This window comes from Bacillus sp. AFS018417, assembly GCF_002560985.1.
In the GTDB taxonomy this organism is placed as follows: Bacteria; Bacillota; Bacilli; order Bacillales; family Bacillaceae_G; genus Bacillus_A; species Bacillus_A rhizoplanae.
In genome coordinates this window covers 1-26544 of record NZ_NTTM01000025.1, presented here as the reverse complement: position 1 = coordinate 26544, position 26544 = coordinate 1, and the positions used below count along the sequence as shown (strand labels likewise).

Genomic DNA, 26544 nt, shown 5'->3' with positions numbered 1-26544 from the left:
GCTATATCTCCCATTATAAAAAAAGGAGATTGATAAATATGAAAATCGAAGAAATTGCACAAGTAATTGAAACAGTACGAGAAAGAAATCCGCTCGTTCATAATATTACAAATGTTGTTGTGACAAATTTTACAGCTAATGGCTTACTTGCATTAGGTGCATCGCCTGTAATGGCATATGCGAAAGAAGAAGTAGCTGAAATGGCAAGTATTGCTGGAGCGCTTGTTTTAAATATGGGAACACTTCGCCCGGAAGAAGTAGAAGCGATGCTCATTGCTGGGAAATCAGCAAATGCGCATAATGTACCGATTTTGTTTGATCCTGTTGGTGCTGGTGCAACTTCGTACCGAACAGAAGTTGCAAGATATCTCCCGAGTGAAGCAAAACTAGCAATTATCCGCGGCAATGCGGCGGAAATTGCAAATGTTATTGATGAGAAGTGGGAGATTAAAGGTGTTGATGCAGGGGAAGGAAACGGTGATGTTGTTTTAATTGCGAAACAAGCAGCAGAGCAGTTAGATACGGTTGCTGTTATCACTGGAAAAGAAGACGTTATAACAGATGGAGAAAGAACATTTATTCTTCGTAATGGTCATCCTATTTTAACAAAAGTAACAGGAACAGGCTGTTTATTAACATCTGTGATTGGAGCATTTGCAGCAGTCGAAAAAGACTATGTAAAAGCAGCAGTCGCAGCGGTAACGTTTTACGGTGTAGCGGCAGAAATTGCGGCAAACAAAACAGTTGAACAAGGGCCAGGAAGTTTCCAAATTGAATTTCTTAATCAGTTAGCAAATGTTACTGCAAAAGACGTTGAACAATATGGGAATGTCGAAGAAGTTCGTTAAGAAAGGATGAGAGAAATGGCGTGCATCGATAAACAGTATATGTCCGAGTTATTACAAGTATATTTTATTATGGGGAGTAACAATTGCTGTAAAGATCCATTACAAGTCATGAAAGAAGCACTTGATGGTGGAATTACAATCTTTCAATATCGTGAAAAAGGTGAAGGAGCATTAACGGGAGAAGAACGATATGCATTTGCAAAGCAGCTTCAGTCTTTGTGCAAAGAGTATAATGTTCCATTTATCGTAAATGATGATGTGGAATTAGCACTAGAATTAGATGCAGATGGCGTTCATGTTGGACAAGATGATGAGGGCATTAAGACAGTACGTGAAAAAATGGGTGATAAAATAATTGGTGTATCCGCTCATACAATAGAAGAAGCATGTTTTGCGATTGAAAATGGTGCCGATTATTTAGGGGTAGGGCCGATTTTTCCAACAAATACGAAAAAAGATGCAAAAGCAGTACAAGGAACGGAAGGATTACGTTTCTTCCGCGAAAGTGGCGTTGAAGTTCCAATTGTCGGCATTGGTGGAATTACAATTGAAAATGCTGCTTCTGTCATTGAAGCGGGTGCGGATGGGGTGTCCGTTATTTCTGCAATTAGCTTAGCGGATTCTCCTTATAATAGTACGAAAAAATTAGCGGAGTTAGTAAAAAAATAATCAGTTCATATATGAAAGGAATCATTTCTAACATGAAGAAATGGTTCTTTGTCGGTTTGAAATAAAGTTGTACTGGTTATAAGAAAGTCGTACCGTTTATAAAAAAGATGTACTGTTTGTAAAAAAGTTTGATCAAAAATCCTGCATGAAATGCAGGATTTTTTTTATTCAACAATCGGGCCAGATTGTTGAAGCTGATGAAAATATTTTGTTTGAATATGAAGTATTACACTTAAACTAATGGTGCAGGTTAATTGAAGAAGAATAGATTTCAGAAGATCGTTATTAGAGTCGATTTTTTTTCTTTGTCACTGTTTCAGATAAAAGAGCTACTATTTGAAGCACGTTGGAGCCCCATTTATAGTGATAATATTTTATGAATTGGAAAACAATAGTGCTTAGGAAAGGAAGGACTGCGAATGTCTGTGAAAAAGTGGTTAACTGGATTGGTCGTTTTGCTTACGATGATTGTGGTTGTGACAACTCCGGGCTCACTCAGTGTATTTGCCGAATCCGGCGTCGTAACACAGCCTATTGAGTCAGTGAAAGTGATTGAGGTCGAGTTGAATGATGATTACTTTAATCCGAATGTCATCACTATTCCGATTGGAAGGACGACAACGTTGATATTGAAAAACCAAGGTAAGAAAGAGCACACCTTTACAGTGGAAAAGCTCAGAATTGACGCCGAAGTCCAGCCGGGAAAAGAAAGAACCATTACCGTGAAACCTCAAGATCCCGGTACATATGAACTGATATGTCGGTACCATTTCCAGAAAGGAATGGATGGAAAAGTAATAGTCAAATAACAAGCAGGGCCAATCGGGCCTTGCTTGTTTTATAAGCAACGGTAACTTACTTATTATTACCCAGACATCATTATAACTGCTAACTTCCCTCTGCAAACGGATGTTCTTATAAAAAGTAAAGAAGTAGGTTTGTTCAAAAAGACATAGTAATTAAGATCTTCCACAATCGGGCGTTATTGTGGAAGACCTAAGGTGAAAAATGATCAAACTTTTTTATAAAACTGAAACTTAAATATGCTAAAGAAGAATCCATTTTAATCAATCTTTTTTTCAAAATGGATTCTTCTCATTTACCGTAAAATACGGGTTTGTGAGGTGTTTTGGATCAAACTCTATTTTAAGGCAATATTCTTTTTTTGTATAAAACAAATTGTGCCGTTTGAAACTAAAGTGTGTGAATATACTGCTTCGGAGGCGACGACATGATTACGTTACAAAATATTATAGCTGCTCATGAAAAAATGAAAGGCATTGTACATACAACACCATTAGATTATTCCAGTACATTTAGCGAGTTATCTCATAATGAAGTGTATTTAAAACTAGAAAATCTCCAAAAGACAGGTTCCTTTAAAGTACGTGGCTCTTATAATAAAATGACTTCGCTTAGCAAAGAAGAATTACAAAAAGGAGTTGTGGCAGCATCGGCTGGTAATCATGCGCAAGGTGTTGCTTATTCTAGTAATATGCTCGGCATTCCTTGTACAATTGTTATGCCAAAAGGAGCGCCGCTCAGTAAGGTACTTGCAACAAAGCGTTACGGAGCTAATATAGAATTGCAAGGAAATGTGTTTGATGAAGCTTTAGCTTATGCACTAGATTTAAAAGAACGAACTGGAGCGACATTTGTCCATCCATTTGATGACGAGGATGTTATTGCTGGACAAGGAACAGTTGGGTTAGAAATATTGCATCAGCTTGATGATGTTGATGCGGTCATTTGTCCTATTGGCGGTGGTGGTTTAATTGCGGGCGTTGCGATGGCAATTAAAGAACAAAAGCCATCGGTGAAAATATATGGTGTACAGGCGCTAGCGTGTCCTAGTATGAAGCAATCCTTGCAGGAAAAACAAAGGGTGACGGTACAATCAACACCAACGATGGCCGATGGAATTGCGGTGAAAAAACCAGGGGATCTCACTTTTCAGCTTGTGCAGCGTTATGTAGATGATATTTTCTGTGTGGATGAAATGGAGATTGCTCGGGCAATGCTTATGTTATTAGAGCGTAATAAATTACTTGTAGAAGGATCGGGTGCTACTTCATTAGCTGCCATGTTATATGGAAAAGTGCCTGAGCAAGGGAAAAAGATTGTCTCTGTATTAAGTGGTGGTAATGTTGATGTTAATTTTATTTCTCGTATTATTGAACACGGGATGGTTGAAGCAGGCCGATTTGTCCATATTTCAACGACGATTAAAGATAAGCCAGGGCAACTACAACAAGTATTACAGATTGTAACCGATTTTGAAGCGAATGTTCTTCATATTCATTTAGAGAGAATTGGAACGAAAGTATTCCCAGGTTATGCGCAGCTGCACCTTTCTCTTGAGACGAAAGATAATGAGCATATTGAGCAAGTGCTAATGGGAATGCGGAAGAAAGGATATAGTATCGAAATCATTGAATAGGGTGAAACTTCCATCAGTGGGGGTCTTACTGCCCGTTAACGCGGGATAAATATTTAAACAAACGTTTGATTAAAAAGAGCTAGCCCTTGTAAAGGCTAGCTCTTTCTTAATTAAAACATCAGTGAAACGAGAAACATTCCAATTCCGATTGATGTAATTGTTGCAACAAGACCCGGGATCATAAAGCTATGATTTAACACATATTTACCGATACGCGTTGTACCTGTACGGTCAAAATTAATTGCTGCAACGATTGTTCCGTAGTTTGGAATAAAGAAATATCCGTTTACAGCTGGGAACATCGCAATTAATAGTGCTGGTGAAATGCCAAGTGTTAATCCAAGCGGTATTAACGCACGTACCGTTGCAGCTTGGCTATATAGCAAGATTGATAGCACGAATAGTGCAATTGCGAATAACCACGGTGCACTCGTTACGAGACCTTGAATAGAACCTTGAATCATTTGTAAGTTACCGTTAAAGAACGTATCTCCCATCCATGCGATGCCGAAAATCGCAACAACTGCTGTTGCTCCTGCTTTAAAGACGTTACCAGACACGATGCTTTCTACATTTGGTTTACAAAAAATAATAATAAGTGCAGCGATTGTTAGCATCACCATTTCAATGGTGTTTGGCATAGAAAGACGTACAAGTTTTCCGTCTATCATCCAACTAGGGCGTAACGCTTCAAAAGATCCAAGAAGAACAACTAGAACTGTTGCAAATAAAAAGAGGATAACAGACAGTTTTGCACCTTTCGGGACAATAAATTCTTTCTTTTCTTCTAGTTTTGGAATCATGCCTTCTTGTAATCGTTTTAAGTATTCTTCATCTTCGTTTAGCTCTTTTCCCATTTTGCTTGCGACGAAAGCAGCTAACATACAAGCGATAAAGGTAGATGGAATACTAATTTTTAAAATATCTAATAGTGTAATCTGATAGTCAGCAAGCATAGCGAGAAGTGCAACGGTTGCTGCTGAAATTGGACTTGCTGTAATCGCTTGCTGCGATGCAATAACAGCAATTGACAGTGGACGCTCTGGTCGAATTCCTGATTCACGCGATACTTCAGCAATGACAGGAAGAACTGAATAGGCAACGTGGCCTGTCCCTGCACAAAACGTAAATAAATAAGTGACGATTGGGGCAAAGAACGTAATACGTTTCGGGTTTTTGCGGAGCGCTTTTTCTGCAATATGAACAAGATAGTCCATCCCCCCAGCAGCCTGTAGTGCCCCAGCGGCTGTAATAACTGCTAAAATCATAAGCATAACATCGATTGGCGGGGAGGTTGGTTGTAAGTGGAAGAAGAAGACAAAGATTGTCATACCAACACCTCCCATTACTCCAAGGCCAATACCTCCAAGGCGCGCACCGATGAAAATGCAGAGTAATAAGATGATAAACTGTAGCCAGAACATAGTATAGTACCTCCGAGATAATAATCAATCGTTATTATCAAATAACTTAATTTGTTTAATGATTCAAAAATTAAATAATGAATAATAAAATAAATCTCTGAAAATAGCCATTTTTATTATATAGCATATCAAAAACATGATTCACTCCTTTTTGTTACAATTATTTTACAAAAGAATCATTGGGACATTTATATTTGTATGTAAAAATATAAATATAATTTGATTTAGATGTTGTAATCTGTGGACAGAGAATTGTGTAATTCTCATAAAACTCCCATATCGTTCAACTCGTTCATCGAGAAAGGCAAACTTATGGAAACATAGGGTCGCAAAACTATAGGGGCTAAGGTTGAAATGGACTAAGCTAGCCAGTTACCGGACTGATAGGATTGGTTTAGACCAATGCTTTTTTCATACATTAGTCTCTTTTTTTGCTATTTTTCTGTAAGGGGTCCTGCCGCATACCTATCAAGCTAAGATTTTGAAGAATCCCCAAAACGAAAATTTTCTCTCTTCCTAGTTGCCTATGGGAATCCAGTTTATTTATTGTTTTGGGAAACAATGAATTTCTTGACTTGATGGCAATGGGGCGGTACCCCTATATACAAAAACAGAGGGCAGATATGCATCCCCCTCTTGTGTCCAACCAATATTATTCTTGCTCGTCCATAATTTTCTCAAACGCAGCAGATACTTTTTCAAATTCCTCGTCACTCTCAATGTATGAGAATTCACTATCTTCTTCTACTTTTAAAAAGAAGATATCAATGTCTTCCTCTGTTTCCGTTTGAATGTCTTCTACAAAGCCAACAGCAATGTATTCTGCTCCTTCGACATTCATCGTTCCGAGCACTTCAACTTCCTGCTCCTCATTACTCTCATCGCTAAGGGTAAAAATTTCGCCTACTTCAATTTCCGACATATTCATTCTCCTCCTGTTATATTCTAAAAAATAGAACGTTCAAATCGTATACTTACTAGTATATCTTTCCATAAAATATCAAATTAATGCTCAAAGAACAACAATTTCTTGCTGCTTCAGCGTAAAAATCCAACTAAAAGGATATCATCTGTGAATATGAATGAATACATTTTGAGCTCTCGTCACATGCCCATCAACTTTAGAAATGGATTGCATGTGGATATTTGGTTATTGACTACCCTTGTGGACTTCTCTCACTGTTCCATTAAAAAAATGTATTAGACTAAGCTTTATTGATGTAATTACATTCTTCCTTCTATCCCTACCTTATCTCAAAAAAATAAAGATTTCGATTCATCATTATATGTTTTGAATAGACAGTGGAAGAAAGTATGAAAGAGCAGGAAATGTCTGTTCAAGAAGTAGCGAAATTAGCAGGTTGTTTAAATACGCTTGCCTATGAGCTGCGAGAGCTTATTGGAGAATTTAAAGGCTGAAATATCATGAAAAAAGCAGGAGCGTTAACCGCTTCTGCTTTTTTTTCATGTATTTTGTATAAAGAGCAGTAAGATTTCCGATGATGGAAGGTTCAATTCATAAAGAACTTCATTATGAATTTTCTTTTACATGTGTAAAAATATTAATAGAAAATATAATAATAGCGAGAACAACAAGAATACTACCGCCGGCAACAAACGGAATAGCTGCGTGATTTCCATAAATCTCAAGAGCTAGTGCAATCATCATAATTGGCAGCCCAATATTAAGCAGCCAAAAGTGAATTTTTCCTAGTTTAGAATGACCAGCTTCTTGAAAGATATGATATAAAATGCCAGCTGCCATCATTGAAGCCCAGCCAAGAAGCAGCAAGTGAACGTGTACACTTCTTAATGCAAAATTAAGAGACATTGACATATACATCCCCATACAGACGCCGATGACAAAATAAATAGAAGAAATCTTTATAAAGCGAATGCCCATACAATTTCCACCTTTCCATATTAATTTGTGAGTACAATAGAATATATGAAGATGAACTTGAGGACAGTATCATTAGATGGAAAAATTTATTTTTGTTTGTTCACAAAAATAATCCGTGCTACAATGAAAACGAATTGGAACAGGGGAGCCCGTGCGGCTGAGAGGATGTAACAATGCATCGACCCTTAACCTGATCTGGATAATGCCAGCGTAGGGAGTTGTATCAAGAATCGTAGCATATGTTATTCTATGGTAACTTGAATATAAGGCTTTCCTGGCTTCATGACAGGAAAGCCTTTTCTTTTTTCGTGAAACTTATTTAATATAAGGAGGAATTTAGTATGTCACAGCAAGTTACGATTTCATTTTCAGTTGTACCACAAGCAAAGATGAAAGATGTATATTCAGTTGTAGATAAAGCGATTGAGGTTGTTCAGCAATCTGGTGTACGCTATGAAGTTGGTGCGATGGAAACAACGATGGAAGGGGAATTAGACGAACTTCTTGATATTATCAAACGTGCGCAGCAAGCTTGTATAGATGATGGAGCTGAAGAAGTCATTACTTCTATTAAAATTCATTATCGTCCAAGCACAGGTGTAACGATTGATGAAAAAGTGTGGAAGTATCGTGAAGAGCATGAAAAAACAGAAACGATCTAACGTAACGATTACAATGGTTTGGCTTCTTTTTCTCATTGCAATATGGGAAGGGGCTGTGTCAGTATTTCATATTGAACCGTGGATTTTACCGAAGCCTTCCGCGATTGTAAGTGAACTTATAGAAATGAAAGATTTATTACTCCCAAATACGGTGCAGACGCTGGAAGAAGTTTTAATCGGATTATTTTTTGCGATTGTAATTGGAACGAGCATTGCAATTATTATGGACGTCATTCCGTTGTTCCGTGTCTTAATTCATCCACTATTGGTGATTTCACAAACGATTCCGATTGTCGTGCTAGCACCTTTATTTATTATTTGGTTTGGCTATGGAATGCTGCCAAAAGTAATGGTTGTTATTCTTGTATGCTTCTTTCCAATTGCGCTTAGCATTTTAGAAGGTTTTCAAACGGTAGATAAACCGATGCTGAAATTACTTCAAACGATGCGAGCAAGCAAGTGGCAAGTATATCAAAAAGTGAAATTTCCAGCAGTATTGCCATACTTTTTTTCAGGATTAAAAATTGCAGTTACATATAGCGTAATGGGCGCTATTATTGGAGAATGGCTTGGTGCAAGTGAAGGGCTAGGTGTTATGCTGACAAGGGCAACAAAATCTTTTTTAACAGCACGTGTATTTGCGATAGCCGTTGTTATTGTTGGTATGACGTTATTGTTGTATTTTATTGTCGAATTGATGGCAAGACTAACAGCACCATGGATTTACAGGAAGGATGAGGGAAAATGAAAAAAGGGTTAAAAATATTATTAGCAGCTTCTTTACTATTTTCATTTGCAGGTTGCTCAGCAGACAAGAAAGCAGAGAGTAAAGAGAAGAAAGTAACAGTGGTATTGGACTGGTTTCCAAATACAAACCATACTGGTTTATATGTAGCAAAGACGAAAGATTACTATAAAAAACAAGGATTGGATGTAGAAATTATTCAGCCGGGTGATAATACTTCTGTTGAACAAATGGTTGCATCAGGAAAAGCTGATTTTGGTGTAAGCTATCAAGAAAACGTAACAACAGCACGTGTAGAAGACATTCCAGTTGTATCAATTGGTGCAATTATTCAACATAATACATCTGCGTTTGCGTCTCTAAAAAAAGATAACATAACATCACCAAAGGATTTTGAAGGAAAAAGATATGGCGGCTGGGGTGCACCGGCAGAAGAAGCGACATTAAAAACAATTATGGATAAGCATCAAGCAGACTATAGTAAAGTACAGAATGTTGTACTTGGACAAACCGATTTCTTTAAATCTATTGGCCGCGATGCTGATTTTGAGTGGATCTATTATGGCTGGGATGGAATTGAAGCAAAGAGACAAGGTATTGAATTGAATACAATTATGTTAAAAGATTTAGATCCGGCATTAGATTATTATAGTCCTGTTATTATTACAAGTGAAAAACATGCAAAACAAGATAAAGACTTTGTAAAGAAATTTATGAAAGCAACAACAGATGGTTATAACTTTGCAATTAAGGAACCGAAAGAAGCAGCGGATATTTTAATTAAAAATGTACCTGACATCAATAAAGAGTTAGTACAAGAAAGTCAAAAATGGTTAAGTACGAAATATCAAGATGATGCGAAAGCGTGGGGAGTACAGAAGGAAGAGGTATGGAGCAATTATATGAATTTCTTATATGACAATAAAGTCATTAAAAAGAAAATTGATGTGAAAGCGGCCTTTACAAACGAATTCCTTCCAAGCGAAAAATGAGCGGATTACTAGTAAAAGACGTTACGAAAACATTTGATGGGAAAACAGTGCTAGAGCATATGAACGTCTCAATTCAGGATGGAGAGTTTGTTTCCTTTGTCGGACCAAGTGGTTGCGGAAAAAGTACATTATTAAACATTATTGCTGGAATTGAAGGAGCAAATGAGGGAGATGTACTTTACGAAAATCAATCCGTTATGAATCGGGAGATTGTTAGCTATATGCCGCAGCAAGATCTTCTGCTTCCGTGGCGTTCTGCTCTTCATAATATTGTATTACCTTTAGAAATTGAAGGACAGCCAAAAAGAAAACGTTTAGAAGCTGGTATGGATGCGCTAAGGCAATTTGGACTTGATGAATATGCAAATCATTACCCAGATGCTTTATCTGGTGGAATGCGGCAACGTGTTAGTTTTTTACGTACGTATTTATGTGATAAACCAATTATGCTGCTTGATGAGCCCTTTGGGAAATTAGATGCATTTACAAAAATGGAAGTTCATAGCTGGCTGCTAGAATCGTGGCAAAAAGGAAAGCAAACTATTATTATGGTCACACATGATTTAGATGAAGCTATTTTGTTATCAGATCGTGTCTTCATTATGTCACAGCAACCATCAACAATTGTTGGAGAAGTCAAGGTGAACTTGCCGCGACCTAGAACAATGGACATGTTAACCTCTGAAGAACTAAAAGAAGATAAAACAGAGATATTAAAAATATTGGCTCCTTATATGAGGAAATAGACGAAAAAAACTCTTAACAAATCTAATTTGTTAAGAGTTTTTTCTTTTGAGTGCAGGAACAAAAAGAAAAAGGAAGAATATGATATAAGAGCTTTGTTTATACTATTATTATGAGAAAATAATGATTTCAAAAGGAGTGAAAGGATAAGATGACTTTATCAACTGTTCTTCAAATGGTTTTGGCTTGATAAGGGAGAAGTATGCCCAATTTTTGATTAAAAGCCGACCGGAAGACAGTAGATAAAGAACCTTATTCCTTTCTTACAATAATAAATTGTAATGGGTAAGGTGTGTTCGCCTTACCCATTTTTATGTTCAGCTAATTGAATATTGTTTTTATCATGCTGTTCTCTCGTTTGGCTTTGTATTTGAAGCGAAAAGGAGAGAGTAAAATGAGTATGTTATCAGTTGAAAATGTTACCCATATGTACGGGGATAAAATAATCTTTCAAAATATTTGTGTTCGCTTACTTCGAGGTGAGCGTGTTGGCCTTGTAGGGAGCAACGGAGCAGGGAAATCCACATTACTGCGTATATTAGCAGGAGAGTTACTTCCTGATGCAGGAAAGGTTGAATGGTTTCCTCATGTAAATATTGGTTTTTTACAGCAACATATTGATCTGCAAGCTGGAACAACAATTATGAAATATTTACAAACTGCCTTTGGCCACTTGTATGATATCGAGGATAATATGCGGCAAGTAGCGGAGAAAATGGCAACAGCAGGAGATAACCTTGAACAATTGTTAGTACAATACGGAGAGTTACAAAGTATACTAGAGCATTCTGATTTTTATCATATTGATGCAAAAATAGAGGAAGTTGCTGCGGGATTAGGGATTTTAGCACTTGGTATGGAGCGTGAGGTGGAAAAACTAAGCGGCGGCCAACGAACAAAACTATTATTAGGAAAATTATTATTAGAAGAACCGCATGTTTTATTACTTGATGAACCAACAAACTATCTCGATAACGTTCATATTGAATGGCTTATGGGGTATTTGAAAAATTACGAACATGCTTACATTGTGGTTTCGCATGATGAAAGGTTTTTAAATGAAATTACCAATGTAATTTATCATTTAGAACATAAAGGAATGAAACGTTATATAGGTAATTATCAAACATTTATAAAAAACTATGAACAAAATAAACAGCAATTACAAGTGGTATATGATAGGCAGCAAAGAGAAATTGGAAAGTTAAAGGACTTTATTCAAAAGAATAAAATTCGTAAAGCAAAACAGGCAAAAAGCCGCGAAAAAGTATTAGAAAAAATAAACAAAATCGGAAAACCAACTTCTGCACTGCAGCCACGTTTTATGTTTCATGTTTACTGTGATCCTGTGAGCCGGATTTTAGAGGCAAAGGATATGCAAATTGGCTACACAGCGCCCTTATTCCCGCCAATTGATTTACAGGTAAAGCGCGGTGAAAAAATTGCCATCGTCGGCTATAACGGTATTGGGAAAACAACAATGTTAAAAACACTATTGGGACATTTGCAGCCTTTAAGTGGTATTGTGAAAATAGGAGAGCGAGTAAATCCAGCTTATTTTGCACAAGAAGAATTTGCTTCAGAACAAACACCAATTGAGGAAATATGGTCATTGCGACCTGATATGACTCAAAAAGAAATTCGGCAGGCCCTAGCAAGGTGCGGTTTAACAGAAGAACATATTGGGCAGCGGCTTTGCTCATTAAGTGGTGGAGAACAAACGAAAGTACGTTTATGTGAATTGATGTTAACAGAAAGTAATATACTCGTTTTAGATGAACCAACTAACCATTTAGATGTTCGAGCAAAAGAAGCACTTAAGGAAGCCCTTATGCAATATGAAGGAACGGTTTTACTTGTTTCTCATGAACCTGCTTTTTATGAAGAGTGGGTGACGCAAGTTTGGCATGTGCAGGGGTGGCGCAAAGAGATAAAATAAGGGATATCAAAGGAGCGTATAGCTCCTTTATCCCGCTATTTTTGGGCAGTAAGACCCCCACCTCAAGATGCAGAGAAAAGTGAAGAAGATAGGTGGGGGATAACTGCTGGCATGTGCCCGATTGGGCGGGCTTTCCATCAGTAGGGGATGAAGAAAACCCCCACTGATGAAAGTTTTACTCTATTGCTTGATAATGAAAAAAATTCAGAAAATTTCGTTGACAAAATGTCTTACAAGATTTAGTATAAGGTACATAGTTTTTGACAATTTTATACTGATACTCTTATCCAGAGAGGCGGAGGGACTGGCCCGATGAAGCCCGGCAACCAAACTTACGAAACGGTAAGTTCAGGTGCTAATTCCAGCAAAACGATTATCGTTTTGGAAGATAAGAGAGGAAGCTACTTATATATATAGGACACCTCTCTTAACTTTAGAGAGGTGTTTTTATTTTGTCAAAAAGATAGAAACTAAGGAGGAACTGAGATGAAGAAATTATTATTAAGTATTGTAAGCGGAGCTGTATTGTTACTAGGGGCATGCAGCCTAGATTCAACAAAAGATGCTAAGGCATTAGATGAGAAGAAAATTACTGTTGGCGTAACCGGCGGGCCGCATGAACAAATTTTGGAGAAAGTAAAAGAAGTAGCTGCAAAAGATCATTTACAAGTGGAGATTAAAGTGTTCAATGATTATGTAATGCCCAATGTATCGTTAGATGAAAAAGACATTGATCTGAATAGCTTTCAAACGAAATCATATTTAGATGTATTTAAAGAAGAACGCAAAATGAAGTTAACAGAAGTATTTTCAACAGTAACGTTTCCAATGGGGATTTATTCAAAGAAAGTGAAAGATGTGAAGGATTTAAAAGAAGGGGATGCAATTGCGGTACCGAATGATCCAACAAATGAATTACGCGCGTTGAAATTATTTGAGAAAGCGGGCGTATTAAAAGTTGATCCAAAAGCAAAAGAGAAGGCAACCGCGAAAGATGTAGTAGAGAATCCTAAAAACTTAAAAATTGTTGAACTAGAAGCATCCCAGCTGCCAACACAGTTAAGTGAAGTACAAGCAGCTGCCATTAATACAAACTTTGCAATGGGTGCAAAACTACATCCAGCAAAAGATTCTATTTTCCGTGAAGGAAAAGATTCGCCATATGTAAACTGGGTCGTTGTTCGCTCAGATAATAAAGATGATGCAGTCGTAAAGCAGTTTAAGAAAGCTTACCAATCACCAGAAGTGAAAGAATTTATTGAGAAAAAATTTGATGGAGCTGTATTGCCATCGTGGTAGGGGATGAAGTGTATGATCGAATTACAGAATGTATCTAAAATATTTGAAACAGAAAAAGGGAAAGTAGAAGCACTTAAAGATACATCGCTTACTGTGAAAAAAGGAGAAATATTTGGAGTTATTGGGTATAGCGGTGCCGGGAAAAGTACGTTAATCCGCTGCGTCAATTTATTAGAAAGGCCGACGACTGGTCATGTTCTTATAAATGGAAAAGATTTAACATCTTTACCTTCAAATGAGCTTGCACAGGCAAGGCAAAAAATTGGCATGATTTTTCAAGGATTTAATTTATTAAAAACAGCAACTGTATATGAAAATATAGCACTTTCACTTCGACTTACAGGAATTACAAAAGCTGAGATTCAACATAGGACAGAAAAATATTTGCGCATTGTTGGATTGTTTGAAAAAAAAGATGCGTATCCGAATGAGCTTTCAGGGGGACAAAAACAACGGGTTGCGATTGCCCGCGCTTTATCTCATGAACCAGAAGTATTACTAAGTGATGAAGCAACAAGTGCATTAGATCCGGAAACAACAGAATCTATTTTAGATTTGCTTTTAGAAATTAATGAGAAGATTGGGATTACGATTTTACTGATTACGCATGAAATGAATGTTATTCAGCGCATTTGTGATCGCGTAGCGGTAATGGAAAACGGTAGTATTGTAGAAAGCGGTAAGGTAAGAGATATATTTACGAATCCGCAGCATGACACAACTAAAAAGTTTGTAAACAGTTCATTTGCTTCAAAAATTCCTAACGTATTACAGGTTGAATTACAAAAGAATGGTGAAATCGTTACGTTATCGTTTATTGGAAATTCATCTGGTGAACCAGCACTTGCTGTTGCGACAAAGCGCTTTAATGTGTATCCCAATATTCTATCGGGGAACATCACCCAGCTGAAGCATGAGGCGTATGGAAAATTAGTTGTTCATATGAAAGGAGAAACAACAGAAGTACATAGGGCATTATCATTTTTACAAGAACAGGGAATTATTGTAGAAGGGGGCGGAAAAGAACATGACCAGCAAGTCCTTTTTGGGTGAGTGGAGTGAAGTAATATGGGAAGCAACGATTCAAACATTTCAAATGACAAGCATTGCTCTTTTTATTTCAATTATCATTGCGCTTCCGCTTGGTGTAGCACTTGTGTTAACACGTCCCGGCGGGCAACTAGAGAATAAAATCATATATCCGATTCTCAATACAGTGATTAATATCATTCGGTCTATTCCGTTTATTATTCTACTATTTTTTATTTTACCTTTTACAAAATTCATTGTTGGGACAACAATTGGAGTAAAAGGAGTAATTGTACCACTTGTCGTATTTACAGCACCTTATATTGCACGTCTTATGGAAACAGCATTACTTGAAGTTGATCGAGGAGTATTAGAAGCCTATAAAGCGATGGGAATCTCGACTCGAAAAATAATTTGGTATGTGATGGTTAGGGAAGCAAGGCCATCTTTAGTTCTAGGTTTAACGATTGCGACGATCGGGTTAATTGGTGCAACTGCAATGGCGGGACTTGTTGGAGCAGGTGGGCTTGGTGATTTAGCATATCGCTTTGGGCATTTGCGTTATGAACCAGAAGTGATGTATGCGACCGTTCTAATTTTAATTATCCTCGTACAAGGATTGCAGTCTCTTGGAAATGGGATTGCTAGAAAATTAAAAAAAGATTAATAGAAAATGTAAAAACGGTGCCTCTTTTGTGCAAGAGCGCCGTTTTCTTTGTTCCAGTTAAGATAATTAGAGTTTCAAATATTAGAAAAACGACAGTTTTATATTTATCTCGCTACTTTTGGGCAGTAAGATCCCAACCTCAAGATGCAGAGAAAGTGAAGAAAATAGGTGGGGATGAAGAAATCCTACTTGATGGAAGTTTCACTTTATAAATCTATTTTGCGTGTATGAATCATATAAAAATAGCTTGTTTTATTGACGGAATTACATATATTTCCGTATGATGATAATGAAGCCACGGCACATGAAGTTTTTAACATATCTATATAAATGCTGATACATGACAAAGGAAAGCCTCTTGAATGAAAGGATTTGTCAATGATACCAGAAGCTTCGCATAAGTTATAAAATTTTAAAAAATGCTGGCATGATTCCTGAAGAAATGCAGCTACAAAAAGATATGTTAAAAATCGAAGATCTGATTGCTTGCTGTCACGATGAAGCAGAAAGAAGGCAATTATAAGAAGAATTAACTGCAAAATCGCTTCGTCTTCAGCAAATGCTAGAAAGGCGTAAATTAAAAGAAACATCAGTATTTGGCACATATCGTAAAAAGATATTTCAAAAATTCATGTAAGAAAGAGGGATTTGCATGAAACAATTCTCAAATATAGAAGAACTAACAGCATATATTGAACAACAGCCATTATTACTACTATTTATTAAAACTGAAGATTGCGGTGTATGCGACGTTATGCTCGAAAAAATAACACAATTACTCGAACATCATTCGAATGTGGAAAGAATTGTTGTTTCATTAGAGGATATGAGGGAAATTTCAGGGCAATATTTAGTGTTTACTGCACCAACTGTTTTACTATTTCACGGTGGAAAAGAAATAGTACGAGAATCTCGTTTCATTTCTTTGGAGAATATAAATCGTATTCTACAAATGATTGAATAGTGAAAGGGGGATTTAAAATGGAAATATTAGTAGGCGCTGTGCTTTTTATTATACTATTTTGGATTATTGTAAAAGTAATTGTATCTAGTGAAAGAAAGCGGGCACAAAAACAATATAAGTCTGATGCAACGGGTAGTACAACGTATACTGCTACACCATTTTTTTTCGCAGGACCTAGTGAGAGTTCAGGAGATTGTGATAGTTCTTTTGGTGGAGATGGTGGAGATGGTGGAGATGGTGGAGATGGCGGAGATGGTGGAAGTTGTGGTGGCGATTGAAGTTAATATGGAAATGCGTCTGAAAAGGCGCATTTCTTACTGTTTTGAAATTTAAACAAACGTTTGATTAGTTGGGGCAAAGCCTTGTGAAATGTATTAAACAAACGTTTGATTAATAAGGGAACTCATATCTATTAATAAAGATAAAAAGATATAAAGAGGGAATATAGAATGGAAAAAAAGCCGAAAGTAAAAAATAAAGGGAAGATGATTGCATTTGCTTTAGTAGGGGTAGGCGTTATTTTATTTAAGGTCGCGTTAAAAATAGGGAAACTGTATGCGATTCATAATTGGATTGACAAGATGTTTTCTTAAATAGGGGTCACCTTACATACCCATCAACTTAAGAAATTGGTTGTTCCCCAAAACGCAAAAAATGCACTGAATTCTCATAAATAACTGTTGTAGTGATATAAAATTTTCGTTTTGGGGATACTTCAAAATATTAGCTTGATGGACATGGGGCGGCACCCCAATATGCTTGGATTAAAATCATTGCAAACAGCTAAAAAAGTGATTGCTGGAATAGAAGTTATGCATATAATCAAAAAAGGACAAACTCCCCAAGGTAAGAAGTTTGTCCAAAACAGATATATCTTATCTATAATTTCTTTGGTTTAACAGCATAAAATTCATTTCCGCTAGGAATCTTTCGTTCTTTTTTCATTTCCCACTATTTTTGCAACAGAACCAACAATAGTGAATTAGAATAATGATCTAATACTTGCTAGGACAGTAAGTATACCTATAATAATGACAAATACGTTGCTCGCTTTCCCTCTGTATTTAGCTAGTACTGGTACTTTGCGGATCGCATACATTGGTAATAGACATAAGATAGCAGCAACTAACGGACCACTAAGGGCATCAATGATTCCAAGAATACTTGGATTTGCATAAGCAACATACCAGCATGTTAATACAACAAAAGTAAGGATCATTGTCTTAACTGTTTTTTCTCCCATATTTTTTCCGCGTTTTTTACCGACCTTGATAATCATGTCACGCATTACCTCATATGCTCCTATATAATGGCCAAGGAAGGACTTTGTTATAGCCATAAAAGCAATGATAGGAGCTGCAATAGTGATGACAGGCGAATTAAGCTCATTAGCAAGATATGATAGAATTGATAAGTTCTCTTCTTTTGCTTTTATAAGATCAGCTGGAGTCAAACTCAATGTACTGCTCCAAACAAAGAACATAACAACAGCGAATGTCATGATATAACAAGCTTTTTGTATTTGAGCACATTTGGCATCAGTAGCTTCTATTCCATAGGTTGCTCTCTGTTTCATAACAAATGATGAAATCATAGGCGAATGATTGAACGAGAATACTATGATTGGTAGTATCATCAATATCGTTCCAAAATATCCTGTGCCTGTTGAAGCAGTAGAAACACTTGAAAAACTAAGCATTGACGTATTCCACTGTGGAATCAAAGATATTGCGATAAAAAGTAGAGAAGCTATGAAAGGATATACTAGCATGCTCATTATCTTTACAGTGATATCTTGACCAAAATTTAATATAGCTATAAGACCGAGTACTAATACAAGCGATAAAATGGCCCTTGGAGGCTCCTGCATGTGCAATTGATTCACGATAAAGCTACTTGCAGTATTTGTAAGTGCAACCGAATACATCAGCACAATAGTATAAATTGAGACGAAATATACTATATTAAAAATTATACTTGCCTTATTTCCGAAATACTCTCTTATTGTACCTGTAATCCCCTCTTCAGCAGAATTAGAAGCGTATATCATTTTAGCAAGCGCTCTATGTGAGTAGTACATAACAGGAAATGCAAGTATGGTAATTAACAGTAATGATAATAAACCACCTGAACCTGCATTAATAGGTAAAAAGAGTACTCCTGCTCCAATTGCTGTTCCAAAAAGGCTCAATGCCCAGGTAGTATCCTGTTTATGCCACTTTTTAGGATCTGGATATTTCTCATTTTTTACTGCAGTATTTTCAGCTTGAAATTCTATTTTTTTTGCAGTATTCCCATTCATATAATAATTCCTCCTTGTATCCTATTCTTACGTCTCTTTTTAAGGCTTAGGAATATTGGCCCAATCACATCAAAACAACTTTTGTATTTAACAACTAAGCCCCCATAATGTATTGTTTTTAACTGCAGTTGAATCTAAGTTATTAGAATGTCCAATTCAAAATATGTTCCGGCTTTTATTTTCTACAATTACATTTGTTCCAAAAATCAGAACATAAGATTCGGATGGTAACGCTTCCACTTTTATGTTAAATAAATTTCCCTTTCTGATTACAAAAGGAAGCGTATCAGTATGTCCAATTTTAGAAGTTTAGAATTTTTGCACCAGAACTTGGTTTGATATTTTCTCTGGAGGTAATAGATTATCTCCTGACGCCCTCATTATAGCTTGCATATTTATGAGTTTTAATATTTTTTTATTTTTAGAAAGATTGAATAAACAGAATCTTGAATAGATAATAAATTACACTTGGCATGTAGCAGTTGTGCCCATCGTTTGAATCTGTATTAGTTAGTAGAAAGAAAATAATAATACAGTTTTCCTTTGATTAACACATCGATTATATTGGAAGACCATTACAAAGATAATTATACTTTCCTTTGTTGAAACATCTTATTTTAGACGGGAAAACTGTTATAATAAATGATTCATGCAGATGTAAAGGAATAAATGAAAGAAATATAAAATCTCCTTAGGATATTTATTATTAATCTTGAATTTATATTCATTTTTCAGAAAAAAGGAACTTCTTTTTGTATAAATCTTGGACATACTGATATTATTACTTTACAAAAGGTGTGTGATTAGTATGGAAAAAGAACAGTTATTTAGGTTCTGGTGTAAAAAAGAGAATAAAATGCATATATCCCTAACAGAATTGTATCTTATGCTATAAGGCCCAGTACCAGCTGTGGTTGCTGCAAAAGTAAAGCAGAAACATTTGCTTGTTTTTGGAATTATCATTTTAGCCGTTTCATTTGTTTTAGAAGGATTTTCTACTTCATTTTGGATTACGGTATGTATGCGTTTTGTAACAGGAATTTGTTTAGCGTGTGTAAATATCGTAATAGGAACTTTCATGATTCAGCTTGTAGCTGACAATATGATTGGCCGGGTAAACGGAACTATATTGCCGTTATTTATGAGCACGATGTTAATAGGTGTTTCTTTAGGGGGGATATTGAAGGAAGCGACTTCCCTTATTACAGTGTTTAGTGTAGCAGCTGTACTTGTCGTAATTGCTGTCTTGCCGATACTCAAAATGAAGATGACACAAAAACAAGAAATGCAGAAAGTAAATCAATTATAAAAAAACTCTCCCACTAGCATAAGTTGGGAGAGTTTCTTTATTACCCCGCTTTAATGGGCAGTAAGCCCCCCTCACCTCAAGATGAAGAGAAAAACGAGGAAGCTAGGTGGGGGGGAACTGCCCATAAAAGCCCGATTGGTTCAACTAACCATCAGTGGGGGATGAAAAAATCCCCACTGATGGAAGTTTCACTTTATAATGTTTCTGATTTTGGAGAAGGTGGTGTTACAGAAGCAGAAGAGCCCTCTGGTACGCGTGTTAACAGAAATCCACCGATAATAAATAATATGATAATACTTAAAACACCAGCGTTTGTTTTGCCTGTTAATTGCGTTGTGACACCGACGAGAACAGGACCCATAATGGCAGCGAATTTACCAAATATGTTATAAAATCCAAAGAATTCGTTTGCTGATTCTTTCGGAATGAGCTTTGCAAAATAGGAGCGGCTTAACGCTTGAATACCGCCTTGTGAAGTAGCAACGAGCATCGCTAAAATCCAGAAATCCAGCGTTGTTTTTAGGAAATAGGCGTACGTACAAATAATAATATAAATAATAATACCGACATATAGCATTTTCTTTCCGGTAAATGTTTCAGATAACTTGCCATATAACAATGCAAATGGGCAGGCGACGATTTGCGTAACGAATAAAATAATTAATAAATTTGTTGCACTAATCCCAAGGTCTGTTCCATATGCTGTTGACATTGTAATGATTGTGTCGACTCCATCAATATAGAAGAAATAGGCAAGGAGGAAGAAAAAAACAGTTCGGTATTGACGGATATTTTTAAATGTATAAGCAAGGCGTTTAAAGCTTGTCACAACAGGATTTGGATCACGTTCGATAAAATAACGTTGTTCAACATTTTTTAACATAGGGATGGTAAAGAGTCCCCACCAAAGTGCTGTAATTGCGAATGAAATTTGGCTTGCCACGCCGACTGATAATGGGATGATACTTTTTTGTGAAAGAATAATAAGGGCCATGCAGCCGATAAATGGAATTGTGCTCCCGATATAGCCAAGAGCAAAGCCGCGTGTTGAAATACGGTTCATTCGGTCCTCTGTCGTCACATCTATTAAAAACGCATCGTAAAAAATATTTGCTCCTGCAAATCCAATTAAAGCGAGCATATAACAGCCAAGTAAGAGAATCCACTGCGAAGTTGGTACTACTGCCAACATACTTGTAAAAATAATGCCTAATAGGAAAAAGAATGTGAAGAAACGTTTCTTAAATCCTTTATAATCAGCAATTGTACCAAGAATTGGAGCAAGTATAGACACCATAAGTGTCGCAAAGGAATTTGCATATCCCCAATATGCAGTTGATGTTGTACCTGCAAGTCCAGCTTCTTTAGCGGCTGCTTTAAAGTAGATTGGAAATACAGCAGTTGTAATAACAAGTGAATACACTGAGTTTGCCCAGTCATATAATATCCAGCTTTTTTCCTGCCTGGACATTTTTTTCATATATGTTCCTCCCTCAACTAATCTAATGTTATTGTACAAAAAGGCGTTTATAAAAAAGAGAAACTAACTGAATGTTTACATATTTTTTACACAACTTTACAATTGCAATAACTCTTCTATTACAGTGCCATCTGTTTCACCAAGATGTAATCCAAGCAATCTTGCAATCGTAGGACCTTCATCAATAAGTCGCATACGTGGAATAATTGCTCCTTGACGAATACCCTTACCAGCTGCCATGAAAATTGTTTCGTAATTTGGTTTTGATGGAGAATAGCCATGAGTACCAAACGTATATTTTTTACTAGAGGTCACATCTTCTCTTGTAATCTCTCTTATCAGGTCTCCAGTATGATTTTCTAAAAAGTAATACCCTTCTCGAGCCTCAAGCATAAAGAGGCAATTTCCATCAGCTCCGCGATCTTTTGCTTCTTCATCTGTTAATAGAAACTCAATTCCGTTTTGGTCATCTTGCATGATTTCTTGCAGTAAACGGTGCAAACTTCCAATTGTGTCTGTATCATTTTTATCTTTTACGTATACATATGCTGAACCATCACAGCTTTGGCAATAAGCTTTCCAATTTGTTACTTCTCCTTTTTTGTTCACAGTAAGGAATCCTTTTTCACGCAATAAGACATTTAATTGAATAGCCTTATGCTCATCTAATGCGCTATGATCCCCAAGTGCAATGATAGTTGTTTCTTCATAAATGCCGCTTTCTTTTAACGCCTCAACAATTGCACCTAGACGTTTGTCGTGGCGATGAATAGCTGCTACTGTTTCTTCAGAAGAAAATCCATGGTAATGGCGCTGTGTATCTAAATCGGTAAAGTGAACAAACATAAGGTTTGGCTTTTTCGTTTGAATTGTGTGTACCGCAGAAGCGAGAACAAAATTATCTAGCTCTGGTTGTGACAAACCGTTCCGAATATGACCAAAGCGCTGATTTAATTCTAGTTGATACAATGGACTTCCACTGAATAGGGAGACGAGTACTTGATTTTGCCATGGCCGATTTGGGAAAATTTCTGGCATGTTGTAATCAATTTTTGCTCTTCCTGTGACAGGCCATAGAAGTGCTGCTGTTTTTAAGTTTGCCTTTCGCGCTTCATCATAAAGGGTTGTTCCTTTAATAGAACGGCGGTACCAGTGCCAGTCGGGTGATTCTTTTCCAGGTTGCAGTAGTGTATTGTTTACAACACCATGTTTTGCAGGATAATTTCCTGTCACAATCGTTGCATGACTTGGATATGTAACAGATGGATAAATACTCTCGACTTTTTCAGCGTACGCACCATGTTTTAGTAAAGAACGAAAGTGAGGAAGTGTTTGTAATATAGGAAAATCTAAAGCCGATAAACAATCAAAAGATAAAACAATAACATGTTTTGTTGCAGGTTTGTTCATAGAAAATACCTCCACAAGTTTCTATATCCTATTTATATATATTACTATTAGTACTTTGTGATAAAAACTTATCTTTTAAAAAAGTATTTTTAAAATTTTCAGACTTTATAACATATAATATATTTAGGAGGAGAAGGGGGTGGAAAAGGTGGAGATCTTTTGGATAATCAGTATTATCACAACGGTTGTTGTTTTTTTAATTTCGTTTATGTTACGGAAAAGCTTTCCGAATCGTTCGTTTGACATTGCCTTTGGACTTATTGTGATTATAATTTGTTTCGTTTGTTTTTTATTCACATTGTTTTTCATTGGTGGATGGGAAGGCATGGCATATGGTTTTCTATGTTTCTTTATCCTAATCGGAACAATTACTGGGATGTTACTTCACCAAGTCGTAAAATTTTTTCGAGATAAATATATATAATACAAGTATAAAACAAAATAAAATGAAAAGAATATACAAGAATCAGAAAATTTTATATTGCTTTACAACAAAGTGTGTATTATGATAATCAACAAATTTATATCGTTATGACGATGAAAAAGGATTAGTACATGTTCAATCTTTTTGCAGAGAGAGAATCCAGTGGCTGAGAGATTCTTAAAAGATAATATGGAACCTACCTTTGAGTTCTGCATATGCAGCGGGAAATTCCCGTTATCAAACAAGAGAGCATATACATGTTGTATATGAATCAGGGTGGTAACGCCGGCAAAAGCTCGGTCCCTATTATAGGGACACGGGCTTTTTTTATTTTTTTGAAGGAGGAAAAGTAGATGGTAAAAGAACAAGTACAAGCCATTACAAAAATGGAAGAAGATTTCGCACAGTGGTATACCGATATTGTAAAGAAAGCTGAGCTTGTTGATTATTCAAGTGTAAAAGGATGTATGATTTTACGTCCATATGGTTATGGGATCTGGGAAAATATTCAAAAAGTGATGGACGGAAAATTAAAAGAAACAGGGCATGAAAATGTGTATATGCCAATGTTTATTCCAGAAAGTTTACTTCAAAAAGAGAAAGATCATGTGGAAGGTTTTGCACCAGAAGTAGCGTGGGTTACACATGGAGGAAGTGAAGAATTAGCAGAGCGTCTTTGTGTTCGCCCAACATCAGAAACGTTATTCTGTGAGTACTTCTCGAAAATTGTTCAGTCGTATAATGATTTACCAAAGTTATATAACCAATGGTGTTCAGTTGTACGTTGGGAAAAAACAACGCGTCCGTTCTTACGCACAACTGAATTTTTATGGCAAGAAGGTCATACAATTCATGAAACAGCGGAAGAATCACAGCAAGAAACGCTTAATATTTTAGATATATATGCGTCGTTTTGTGAAGAGTATTTAGCTATTCCAGTTATAAAAGGGCAGAAGACGGAAAAAGAAAAGTTTGCAGGTGCTAAAGCAACTTATACAATTGAAAGTTTAATGCATGATGGTAAGGCACTACAGACGGGCACGTCACATAACTTTGGCACTAACTTCACCGAGGCGTTTGATATTAAATTTTTAGATCGAAATGGAAAATGGCAGTATGCACATCAAACATCTTGGGGTGTAACAACGAGAATGATTGGTGCACTTATTATGGTGCACAGCGATAATAATGGACTTGTGTTACCACCAAAGATTGCGCCAACGCAAGTGATGATTGTACCAATTGCCCAGCACAAAGAAGGCGTGTTAGAAAAAGCAACTGAGCTTCAAACTCGTATTCAGAAAGTTGCGCGTGTGAAAATGGATGCAAGCAACAAAACACCAGGCTGGAAGTTTAATGAATATGAGATGAAGGGAGTACCAATTCGCTTAGAAGTAGGGCCGAAAGATATTGAAAAAAATCAAGTTGTCCTTGTACGCCGTGATACAAAAGAGAAAGAATTTGTATCTATAAACGAATTAGAAGAACGTATTACAACATTACTTGATGACATTCAGCAGTCTCTTTTTGAAAAAGCAAAAGTATTTCGTGAAGAAAAAACATATATAGCTACTACTTTTGAAGAAATGAAACAAGTAGCAGAAGAAAAACAAGGGTTTATTAAAGCGATGTGGTGCGGAAGCCTTGCTTGTGAAGAAAAGTTGAAAGAAGAAGTAGGTGTTACATCACGTTGTATGCCATTTGAACAAGAGGAATTAGCTAAACAATGTGTGTGCTGTGAGAAAGATGCGAAGCGTATGGTGTATTGGGGCAAAGCGTATTAAAGAGTAAGTATATTGATTAGTGAGTCTATCCTGCTATTCGCGGGCAGTAAGCTCCCACCTCAAGATTCAGAGACAAGCGAAGAAGATAGGTGGGGGATAACTGTCCGTAAAAGCCCGATTGGTTCAACTAACCATCAGTGGGGGATGAAAAAGCTCCCACTGATGGAAGTTTCACTTTTAATAAAGTGAAAAAGGTTAGCAAAATGCTAGCCTTTTTCAATATTGTATGGTGTATTTTTGGTGTGAATTTATCCCGCTCTTCGCAGGCAGTAATACCCCCACCTCAAAATTTGGTGAAAGTATTGTCCAGCTCTAGCGGCTAGAATCGCTTCCGCTTTTTTAAAGAAGATAGGTGGAAGATAAATTGCCCGTAAAAGCCCGATTGGTGAGGGCTGATAAACAGTGGGGGATGAAGAAAACCCCCACCGTTTAAAGTTTCACTTTTATATATGGTTTCATAGATTTTTAACATTTTTCAAACATAGGGGATGGCAGTATTTATGTTAAAATGTTAGATAAGATAAGAAAATATGGAAAGGGAGTGAACTGAGAATATAACAATCCTTATATTCTAATAAATTATGAAAAGAATAGAAAAACAAATAATGGCGGGTACACTTATAGCAACAGCAGCCTCTCTTATTTCCACACATGCTTTTGCACAAGAAGAAAGCACTGCGACAGTAAATGCAACGAATTTAAATATACGTCAACAACCAACAACGCAAAGTCCAATTGTTGGGCAAGTAAAACAAGGAACAACTGTGAAGGTACTAGGAGTGGAAAAAGATTGGGCAAAAATTTCTTACAATGGTAAGGAAGGTTATGTTTCACTGCAGTTTTTAAAGATGGCAGGAACAAAGCCTACAATAGAATCTAAGCAACAACCGAGTATTAATAATGGACAACGCGAAACTGGTGTTGTAACAGCAACTCGTTTAAATGTTCGTAATAGTCCTGTTTTAGGTAGTACTCTTCTTGGAAGTGTTCAAAAAGGAGAGAATGTAACAATTTTAGGGAAAGCAAATGGTTGGGCGAAAATTGAATATAAAGGTAAAGAAGGCTATGTTTCTTTAGAATTTATAAAAGTAGGAGAGCAAGCAGAAAATCCCGTATCAAAGCAACCGGCAACACCACAACAACCAGTAATTGATAATGGAAAAAGTGAAGCAGGAATGATAACGGCAACAAGCCTACGAGTAAGAAGTGCAGCAAACACAAACAGTACCGTTCTTGGAAACTTAAAACAAGGTGAAAAGATAACAGTATTAGGAAAAGAAAACGGCTGGGCGAAGATTGCGTACAACGGAAAAGAAGGTTATGTTTCACTAGAATTTGTGAAATTAGAAGGAAAATCAGCAGAGAAGCCAGCAGAAAAACCGCCAGAAAATATCGTAACGGGTACTCAAGAGGCAGGAACAGTAACGGCAACAAGCCTACGAGTAAGAAGCGCAGCAAATACAAGCAGTACCATTCTCGGAAACTTAAAGCAAGGCGAGAAAGTAACGAT

General features: G+C 36.6%; 24 protein-coding genes, 3 pseudogenes, 3 riboswitches and 1 other annotated feature. Of the genes and pseudogenes, 21 read left to right on the top strand and 6 right to left on the bottom strand.

From position 1 onward, the window contains the following. Positions 1-38 precede the first annotated feature (38 nt). The 4 genes from thiM to ilvA all read left to right on the top strand — a co-directional run bounded on the left by thiM (position 39) and on the right by ilvA (position 3957). Positions 39-848 (top strand): hydroxyethylthiazole kinase, encoded by an 810-nt coding sequence (gene thiM, locus CN326_RS11300; protein WP_098309127.1) that lies wholly within the window; start codon positions 39-41, stop codon positions 846-848. Positions 849-854: 6 nt separating this feature from the next. Further along, positions 855-1517 carry a thiamine phosphate synthase gene (thiE, locus tag CN326_RS11295; protein ID WP_098309126.1) on the top strand — a complete coding sequence of 221 codons (663 nt, stop codon included), beginning with the start codon at positions 855-857 and terminating at the stop codon, positions 1515-1517. 419 nt (positions 1518-1936) lie between these two features. Next, positions 1937-2326: a cupredoxin domain-containing protein gene (locus CN326_RS11290; protein ID WP_098309125.1), complete on the top strand. Its 390-nt coding sequence runs from the start codon at positions 1937-1939 to the stop codon at positions 2324-2326. Positions 2327-2748: 422 nt separating this feature from the next. Further along, on the top strand, positions 2749-3957 hold the full coding sequence (gene ilvA / locus CN326_RS11285; protein WP_098309124.1) for a threonine ammonia-lyase: 1209 nt from the start codon (positions 2749-2751) through the stop codon (positions 3955-3957). A gap of 110 nt (positions 3958-4067) precedes the next feature. Here the strand turns inward: ilvA and CN326_RS11280 are convergent, their stop codons facing one another. The 3 genes from CN326_RS11280 to CN326_RS11270 form a co-directional block, all read right to left on the bottom strand. Beyond that, positions 4068-5381 carry an anaerobic C4-dicarboxylate transporter family protein gene (locus tag CN326_RS11280; RefSeq protein ID WP_098309123.1) on the bottom strand — a complete coding sequence of 438 codons (1314 nt, stop codon included), beginning with the start codon at positions 5379-5381 and terminating at the stop codon, positions 4068-4070. Positions 5382-5674: 293 nt separating this feature from the next. Beyond that, a riboswitch (cyclic di-GMP riboswitch) is annotated at positions 5675-5761 on the top strand. Positions 5762-6033: 272 nt separating this feature from the next. Next, positions 6034-6303 (bottom strand): DUF1292 domain-containing protein, encoded by a 270-nt coding sequence (locus CN326_RS11275; protein WP_098309122.1) that lies wholly within the window; start codon positions 6301-6303, stop codon positions 6034-6036. 609 nt (positions 6304-6912) lie between these two features. Next, the gene (locus CN326_RS11270) at positions 6913-7284 is read right to left on the bottom strand and encodes a cytochrome-c oxidase (protein ID WP_098309121.1); all 372 of its coding nucleotides are present in this window, start codon (positions 7282-7284) and stop codon (positions 6913-6915) included. 131 nt (positions 7285-7415) lie between these two features. Then, positions 7416-7518: riboswitch (TPP riboswitch) on the top strand. 107 nt (positions 7519-7625) lie between these two features. Here CN326_RS11270 and CN326_RS11265 point away from each other — a divergent pair. The 13 genes and pseudogenes from CN326_RS11265 to CN326_RS11205 form a co-directional block, all read left to right on the top strand. Continuing rightward, positions 7626-7946: an MTH1187 family thiamine-binding protein gene (locus CN326_RS11265; RefSeq protein ID WP_098309120.1), complete on the top strand. Its 321-nt coding sequence runs from the start codon at positions 7626-7628 to the stop codon at positions 7944-7946. Then, positions 7894-8694, top strand: a complete 801-nt coding sequence (locus tag CN326_RS11260; protein WP_098309119.1) for an ABC transporter permease — start codon at positions 7894-7896, stop codon at positions 8692-8694. Before CN326_RS11265 ends, CN326_RS11260 begins: the two co-directional genes overlap by 53 nt. Beyond that, positions 8691-9683, top strand: coding sequence for an ABC transporter substrate-binding protein (locus tag CN326_RS11255; protein ID WP_098309118.1), 993 nt, complete (start codon positions 8691-8693; stop codon positions 9681-9683). The genes CN326_RS11260 and CN326_RS11255 overlap by 4 nt, the downstream gene beginning before the upstream one ends. Further along, positions 9680-10429: an ABC transporter ATP-binding protein gene (locus CN326_RS11250; RefSeq protein WP_098309117.1), complete on the top strand. Its 750-nt coding sequence runs from the start codon at positions 9680-9682 to the stop codon at positions 10427-10429. The genes CN326_RS11255 and CN326_RS11250 overlap by 4 nt, the downstream gene beginning before the upstream one ends. A 392-nt stretch (positions 10430-10821) precedes the next feature. Beyond that, positions 10822-12366: an ABC-F family ATP-binding cassette domain-containing protein gene (locus CN326_RS11245; RefSeq protein WP_098309116.1), complete on the top strand. Its 1545-nt coding sequence runs from the start codon at positions 10822-10824 to the stop codon at positions 12364-12366. 280 nt (positions 12367-12646) lie between these two features. After that, a riboswitch (SAM riboswitch) is annotated at positions 12647-12761 on the top strand. A 91-nt stretch (positions 12762-12852) separates the two neighbouring features. After that, complete coding sequence (locus CN326_RS11240) at positions 12853-13665, top strand: MetQ/NlpA family ABC transporter substrate-binding protein (RefSeq protein WP_098309115.1); 813 nt, start codon at positions 12853-12855, stop codon at positions 13663-13665. Between the two features lie 12 nt (positions 13666-13677). Continuing rightward, positions 13678-14718 (top strand): methionine ABC transporter ATP-binding protein, encoded by a 1041-nt coding sequence (locus tag CN326_RS11235; protein WP_098309114.1) that lies wholly within the window; start codon positions 13678-13680, stop codon positions 14716-14718. Beyond that, positions 14693-15361 (top strand): methionine ABC transporter permease, encoded by a 669-nt coding sequence (locus CN326_RS11230; RefSeq protein WP_098309113.1) that lies wholly within the window; start codon positions 14693-14695, stop codon positions 15359-15361. The genes CN326_RS11235 and CN326_RS11230 overlap by 26 nt, the downstream gene beginning before the upstream one ends. Before the next feature lie 336 nt (positions 15362-15697). Continuing rightward, positions 15698-15998, top strand: a pseudogene (locus tag CN326_RS11225) (DnaJ family domain-containing protein); the annotation flags it as partial. Between the two features lie 15 nt (positions 15999-16013). Next, complete coding sequence (locus tag CN326_RS11220; protein ID WP_098309112.1) at positions 16014-16325, top strand: thioredoxin family protein; 312 nt, start codon at positions 16014-16016, stop codon at positions 16323-16325. A 17-nt stretch (positions 16326-16342) separates the two neighbouring features. Beyond that, a complete protein-coding gene (locus CN326_RS11215) occupies positions 16343-16603 on the top strand; it encodes a hypothetical protein (RefSeq protein WP_098309111.1) in 261 nt (86 codons plus the stop codon). Between the two features lie 171 nt (positions 16604-16774). Beyond that, entirely contained in the window at positions 16775-16918 is a 144-nt protein-coding gene (locus CN326_RS11210; protein WP_098309110.1) for a histidine kinase, read from the top strand. A 159-nt stretch (positions 16919-17077) separates the two neighbouring features. Beyond that, positions 17078-17232 (top strand): annotated as a pseudogene (locus CN326_RS11205) (IS6 family transposase); the annotation flags it as partial. 75 nt (positions 17233-17307) lie between these two features. On the opposite strand, the gene CN326_RS11200 reads toward CN326_RS11205, so the two are convergent. After that, on the bottom strand, positions 17308-18627 hold the full coding sequence (locus CN326_RS11200; RefSeq protein ID WP_098309109.1) for an amino acid permease: 1320 nt from the start codon (positions 18625-18627) through the stop codon (positions 17308-17310). A gap of 895 nt (positions 18628-19522) precedes the next feature. Here CN326_RS11200 and CN326_RS11195 point away from each other — a divergent pair. Continuing rightward, positions 19523-19936 (top strand): annotated as a pseudogene (locus CN326_RS11195) (MFS transporter); the annotation flags it as partial. Between the two features lie 193 nt (positions 19937-20129). Here the strand turns inward: CN326_RS11195 and CN326_RS11190 are convergent. Beyond that, positions 20130-21416: an MFS transporter gene (locus CN326_RS11190; RefSeq protein WP_098309107.1), complete on the bottom strand. Its 1287-nt coding sequence runs from the start codon at positions 21414-21416 to the stop codon at positions 20130-20132. A gap of 96 nt (positions 21417-21512) precedes the next feature. Then, positions 21513-22826 carry an alkaline phosphatase family protein gene (locus CN326_RS11185; protein WP_098309106.1) on the bottom strand — a complete coding sequence of 438 codons (1314 nt, stop codon included), beginning with the start codon at positions 22824-22826 and terminating at the stop codon, positions 21513-21515. 148 nt (positions 22827-22974) lie between these two features. On the opposite strand from CN326_RS11185, the gene CN326_RS11180 reads away from it, so the two are divergent. From CN326_RS11180 to CN326_RS11170, 3 genes are all read left to right on the top strand, one after another. Continuing rightward, positions 22975-23250 (top strand): YesK-like family protein, encoded by a 276-nt coding sequence (locus CN326_RS11180; RefSeq protein ID WP_098309211.1) that lies wholly within the window; start codon positions 22975-22977, stop codon positions 23248-23250. 104 nt (positions 23251-23354) lie between these two features. Continuing rightward, positions 23355-23558: a binding site (T-box leader), on the top strand. Positions 23559-23603: 45 nt separating this feature from the next. Next, positions 23604-25034, top strand: a complete 1431-nt coding sequence (proS, locus tag CN326_RS11175) for a proline--tRNA ligase (RefSeq protein ID WP_098309105.1) — start codon at positions 23604-23606, stop codon at positions 25032-25034. Positions 25035-25639: 605 nt separating this feature from the next. Further along, positions 25640-26544, top strand: a 905-nt coding sequence (locus tag CN326_RS11170; protein ID WP_255258126.1) for an SH3 domain-containing protein, incomplete at its 3' end; no start/stop codon positions are given.

Coding starts and splice junctions, on each gene's coding strand:
- CN326_RS11280 (WP_098309123.1), bottom strand. CDS start 5,381: ATGTTCTGGCTACAGTTTATCATCTTATTACTCTGCATTTTCATCGGT.
- CN326_RS11210 (WP_098309110.1), top strand. CDS start 16,775: ATGGAAAAAAAGCCGAAAGTAAAAAATAAAGGGAAGATGATTGCATTT.
- CN326_RS11275 (WP_098309122.1), bottom strand. CDS start 6,303: ATGTCGGAAATTGAAGTAGGCGAAATTTTTACCCTTAGCGATGAGAGT.
- CN326_RS11290 (WP_098309125.1), top strand. CDS start 1,937: ATGTCTGTGAAAAAGTGGTTAACTGGATTGGTCGTTTTGCTTACGATG.
- ilvA (WP_098309124.1), top strand. CDS start 2,749: ATGATTACGTTACAAAATATTATAGCTGCTCATGAAAAAATGAAAGGC.
- CN326_RS11185 (WP_098309106.1), bottom strand. CDS start 22,826: ATGAACAAACCTGCAACAAAACATGTTATTGTTTTATCTTTTGATTGT.
- CN326_RS11260 (WP_098309119.1), top strand. CDS start 7,894: ATGAAAAAGTGTGGAAGTATCGTGAAGAGCATGAAAAAACAGAAACGA.
- proS (WP_098309105.1), top strand. CDS start 23,604: ATGGTAAAAGAACAAGTACAAGCCATTACAAAAATGGAAGAAGATTTC.
- CN326_RS11215 (WP_098309111.1), top strand. CDS start 16,343: ATGGAAATATTAGTAGGCGCTGTGCTTTTTATTATACTATTTTGGATT.
- thiM (WP_098309127.1), top strand. CDS start 39: ATGAAAATCGAAGAAATTGCACAAGTAATTGAAACAGTACGAGAAAGA.
- thiE (WP_098309126.1), top strand. CDS start 855: ATGAGAGAAATGGCGTGCATCGATAAACAGTATATGTCCGAGTTATTA.
- CN326_RS11230 (WP_098309113.1), top strand. CDS start 14,693: ATGACCAGCAAGTCCTTTTTGGGTGAGTGGAGTGAAGTAATATGGGAA.
- CN326_RS11235 (WP_098309114.1), top strand. CDS start 13,678: ATGATCGAATTACAGAATGTATCTAAAATATTTGAAACAGAAAAAGGG.
- CN326_RS11240 (WP_098309115.1), top strand. CDS start 12,853: ATGAAGAAATTATTATTAAGTATTGTAAGCGGAGCTGTATTGTTACTA.
- CN326_RS11255 (WP_098309118.1), top strand. CDS start 8,691: ATGAAAAAAGGGTTAAAAATATTATTAGCAGCTTCTTTACTATTTTCA.
- CN326_RS11220 (WP_098309112.1), top strand. CDS start 16,014: ATGAAACAATTCTCAAATATAGAAGAACTAACAGCATATATTGAACAA.
- CN326_RS11190 (WP_098309107.1), bottom strand. CDS start 21,416: ATGAAAAAAATGTCCAGGCAGGAAAAAAGCTGGATATTATATGACTGG.
- CN326_RS11270 (WP_098309121.1), bottom strand. CDS start 7,284: ATGGGCATTCGCTTTATAAAGATTTCTTCTATTTATTTTGTCATCGGC.
- CN326_RS11245 (WP_098309116.1), top strand. CDS start 10,822: ATGAGTATGTTATCAGTTGAAAATGTTACCCATATGTACGGGGATAAA.
- CN326_RS11250 (WP_098309117.1), top strand. CDS start 9,680: ATGAGCGGATTACTAGTAAAAGACGTTACGAAAACATTTGATGGGAAA.
- CN326_RS11200 (WP_098309109.1), bottom strand. CDS start 18,627: ATGAATGGGAATACTGCAAAAAAAATAGAATTTCAAGCTGAAAATACT.
- CN326_RS11265 (WP_098309120.1), top strand. CDS start 7,626: ATGTCACAGCAAGTTACGATTTCATTTTCAGTTGTACCACAAGCAAAG.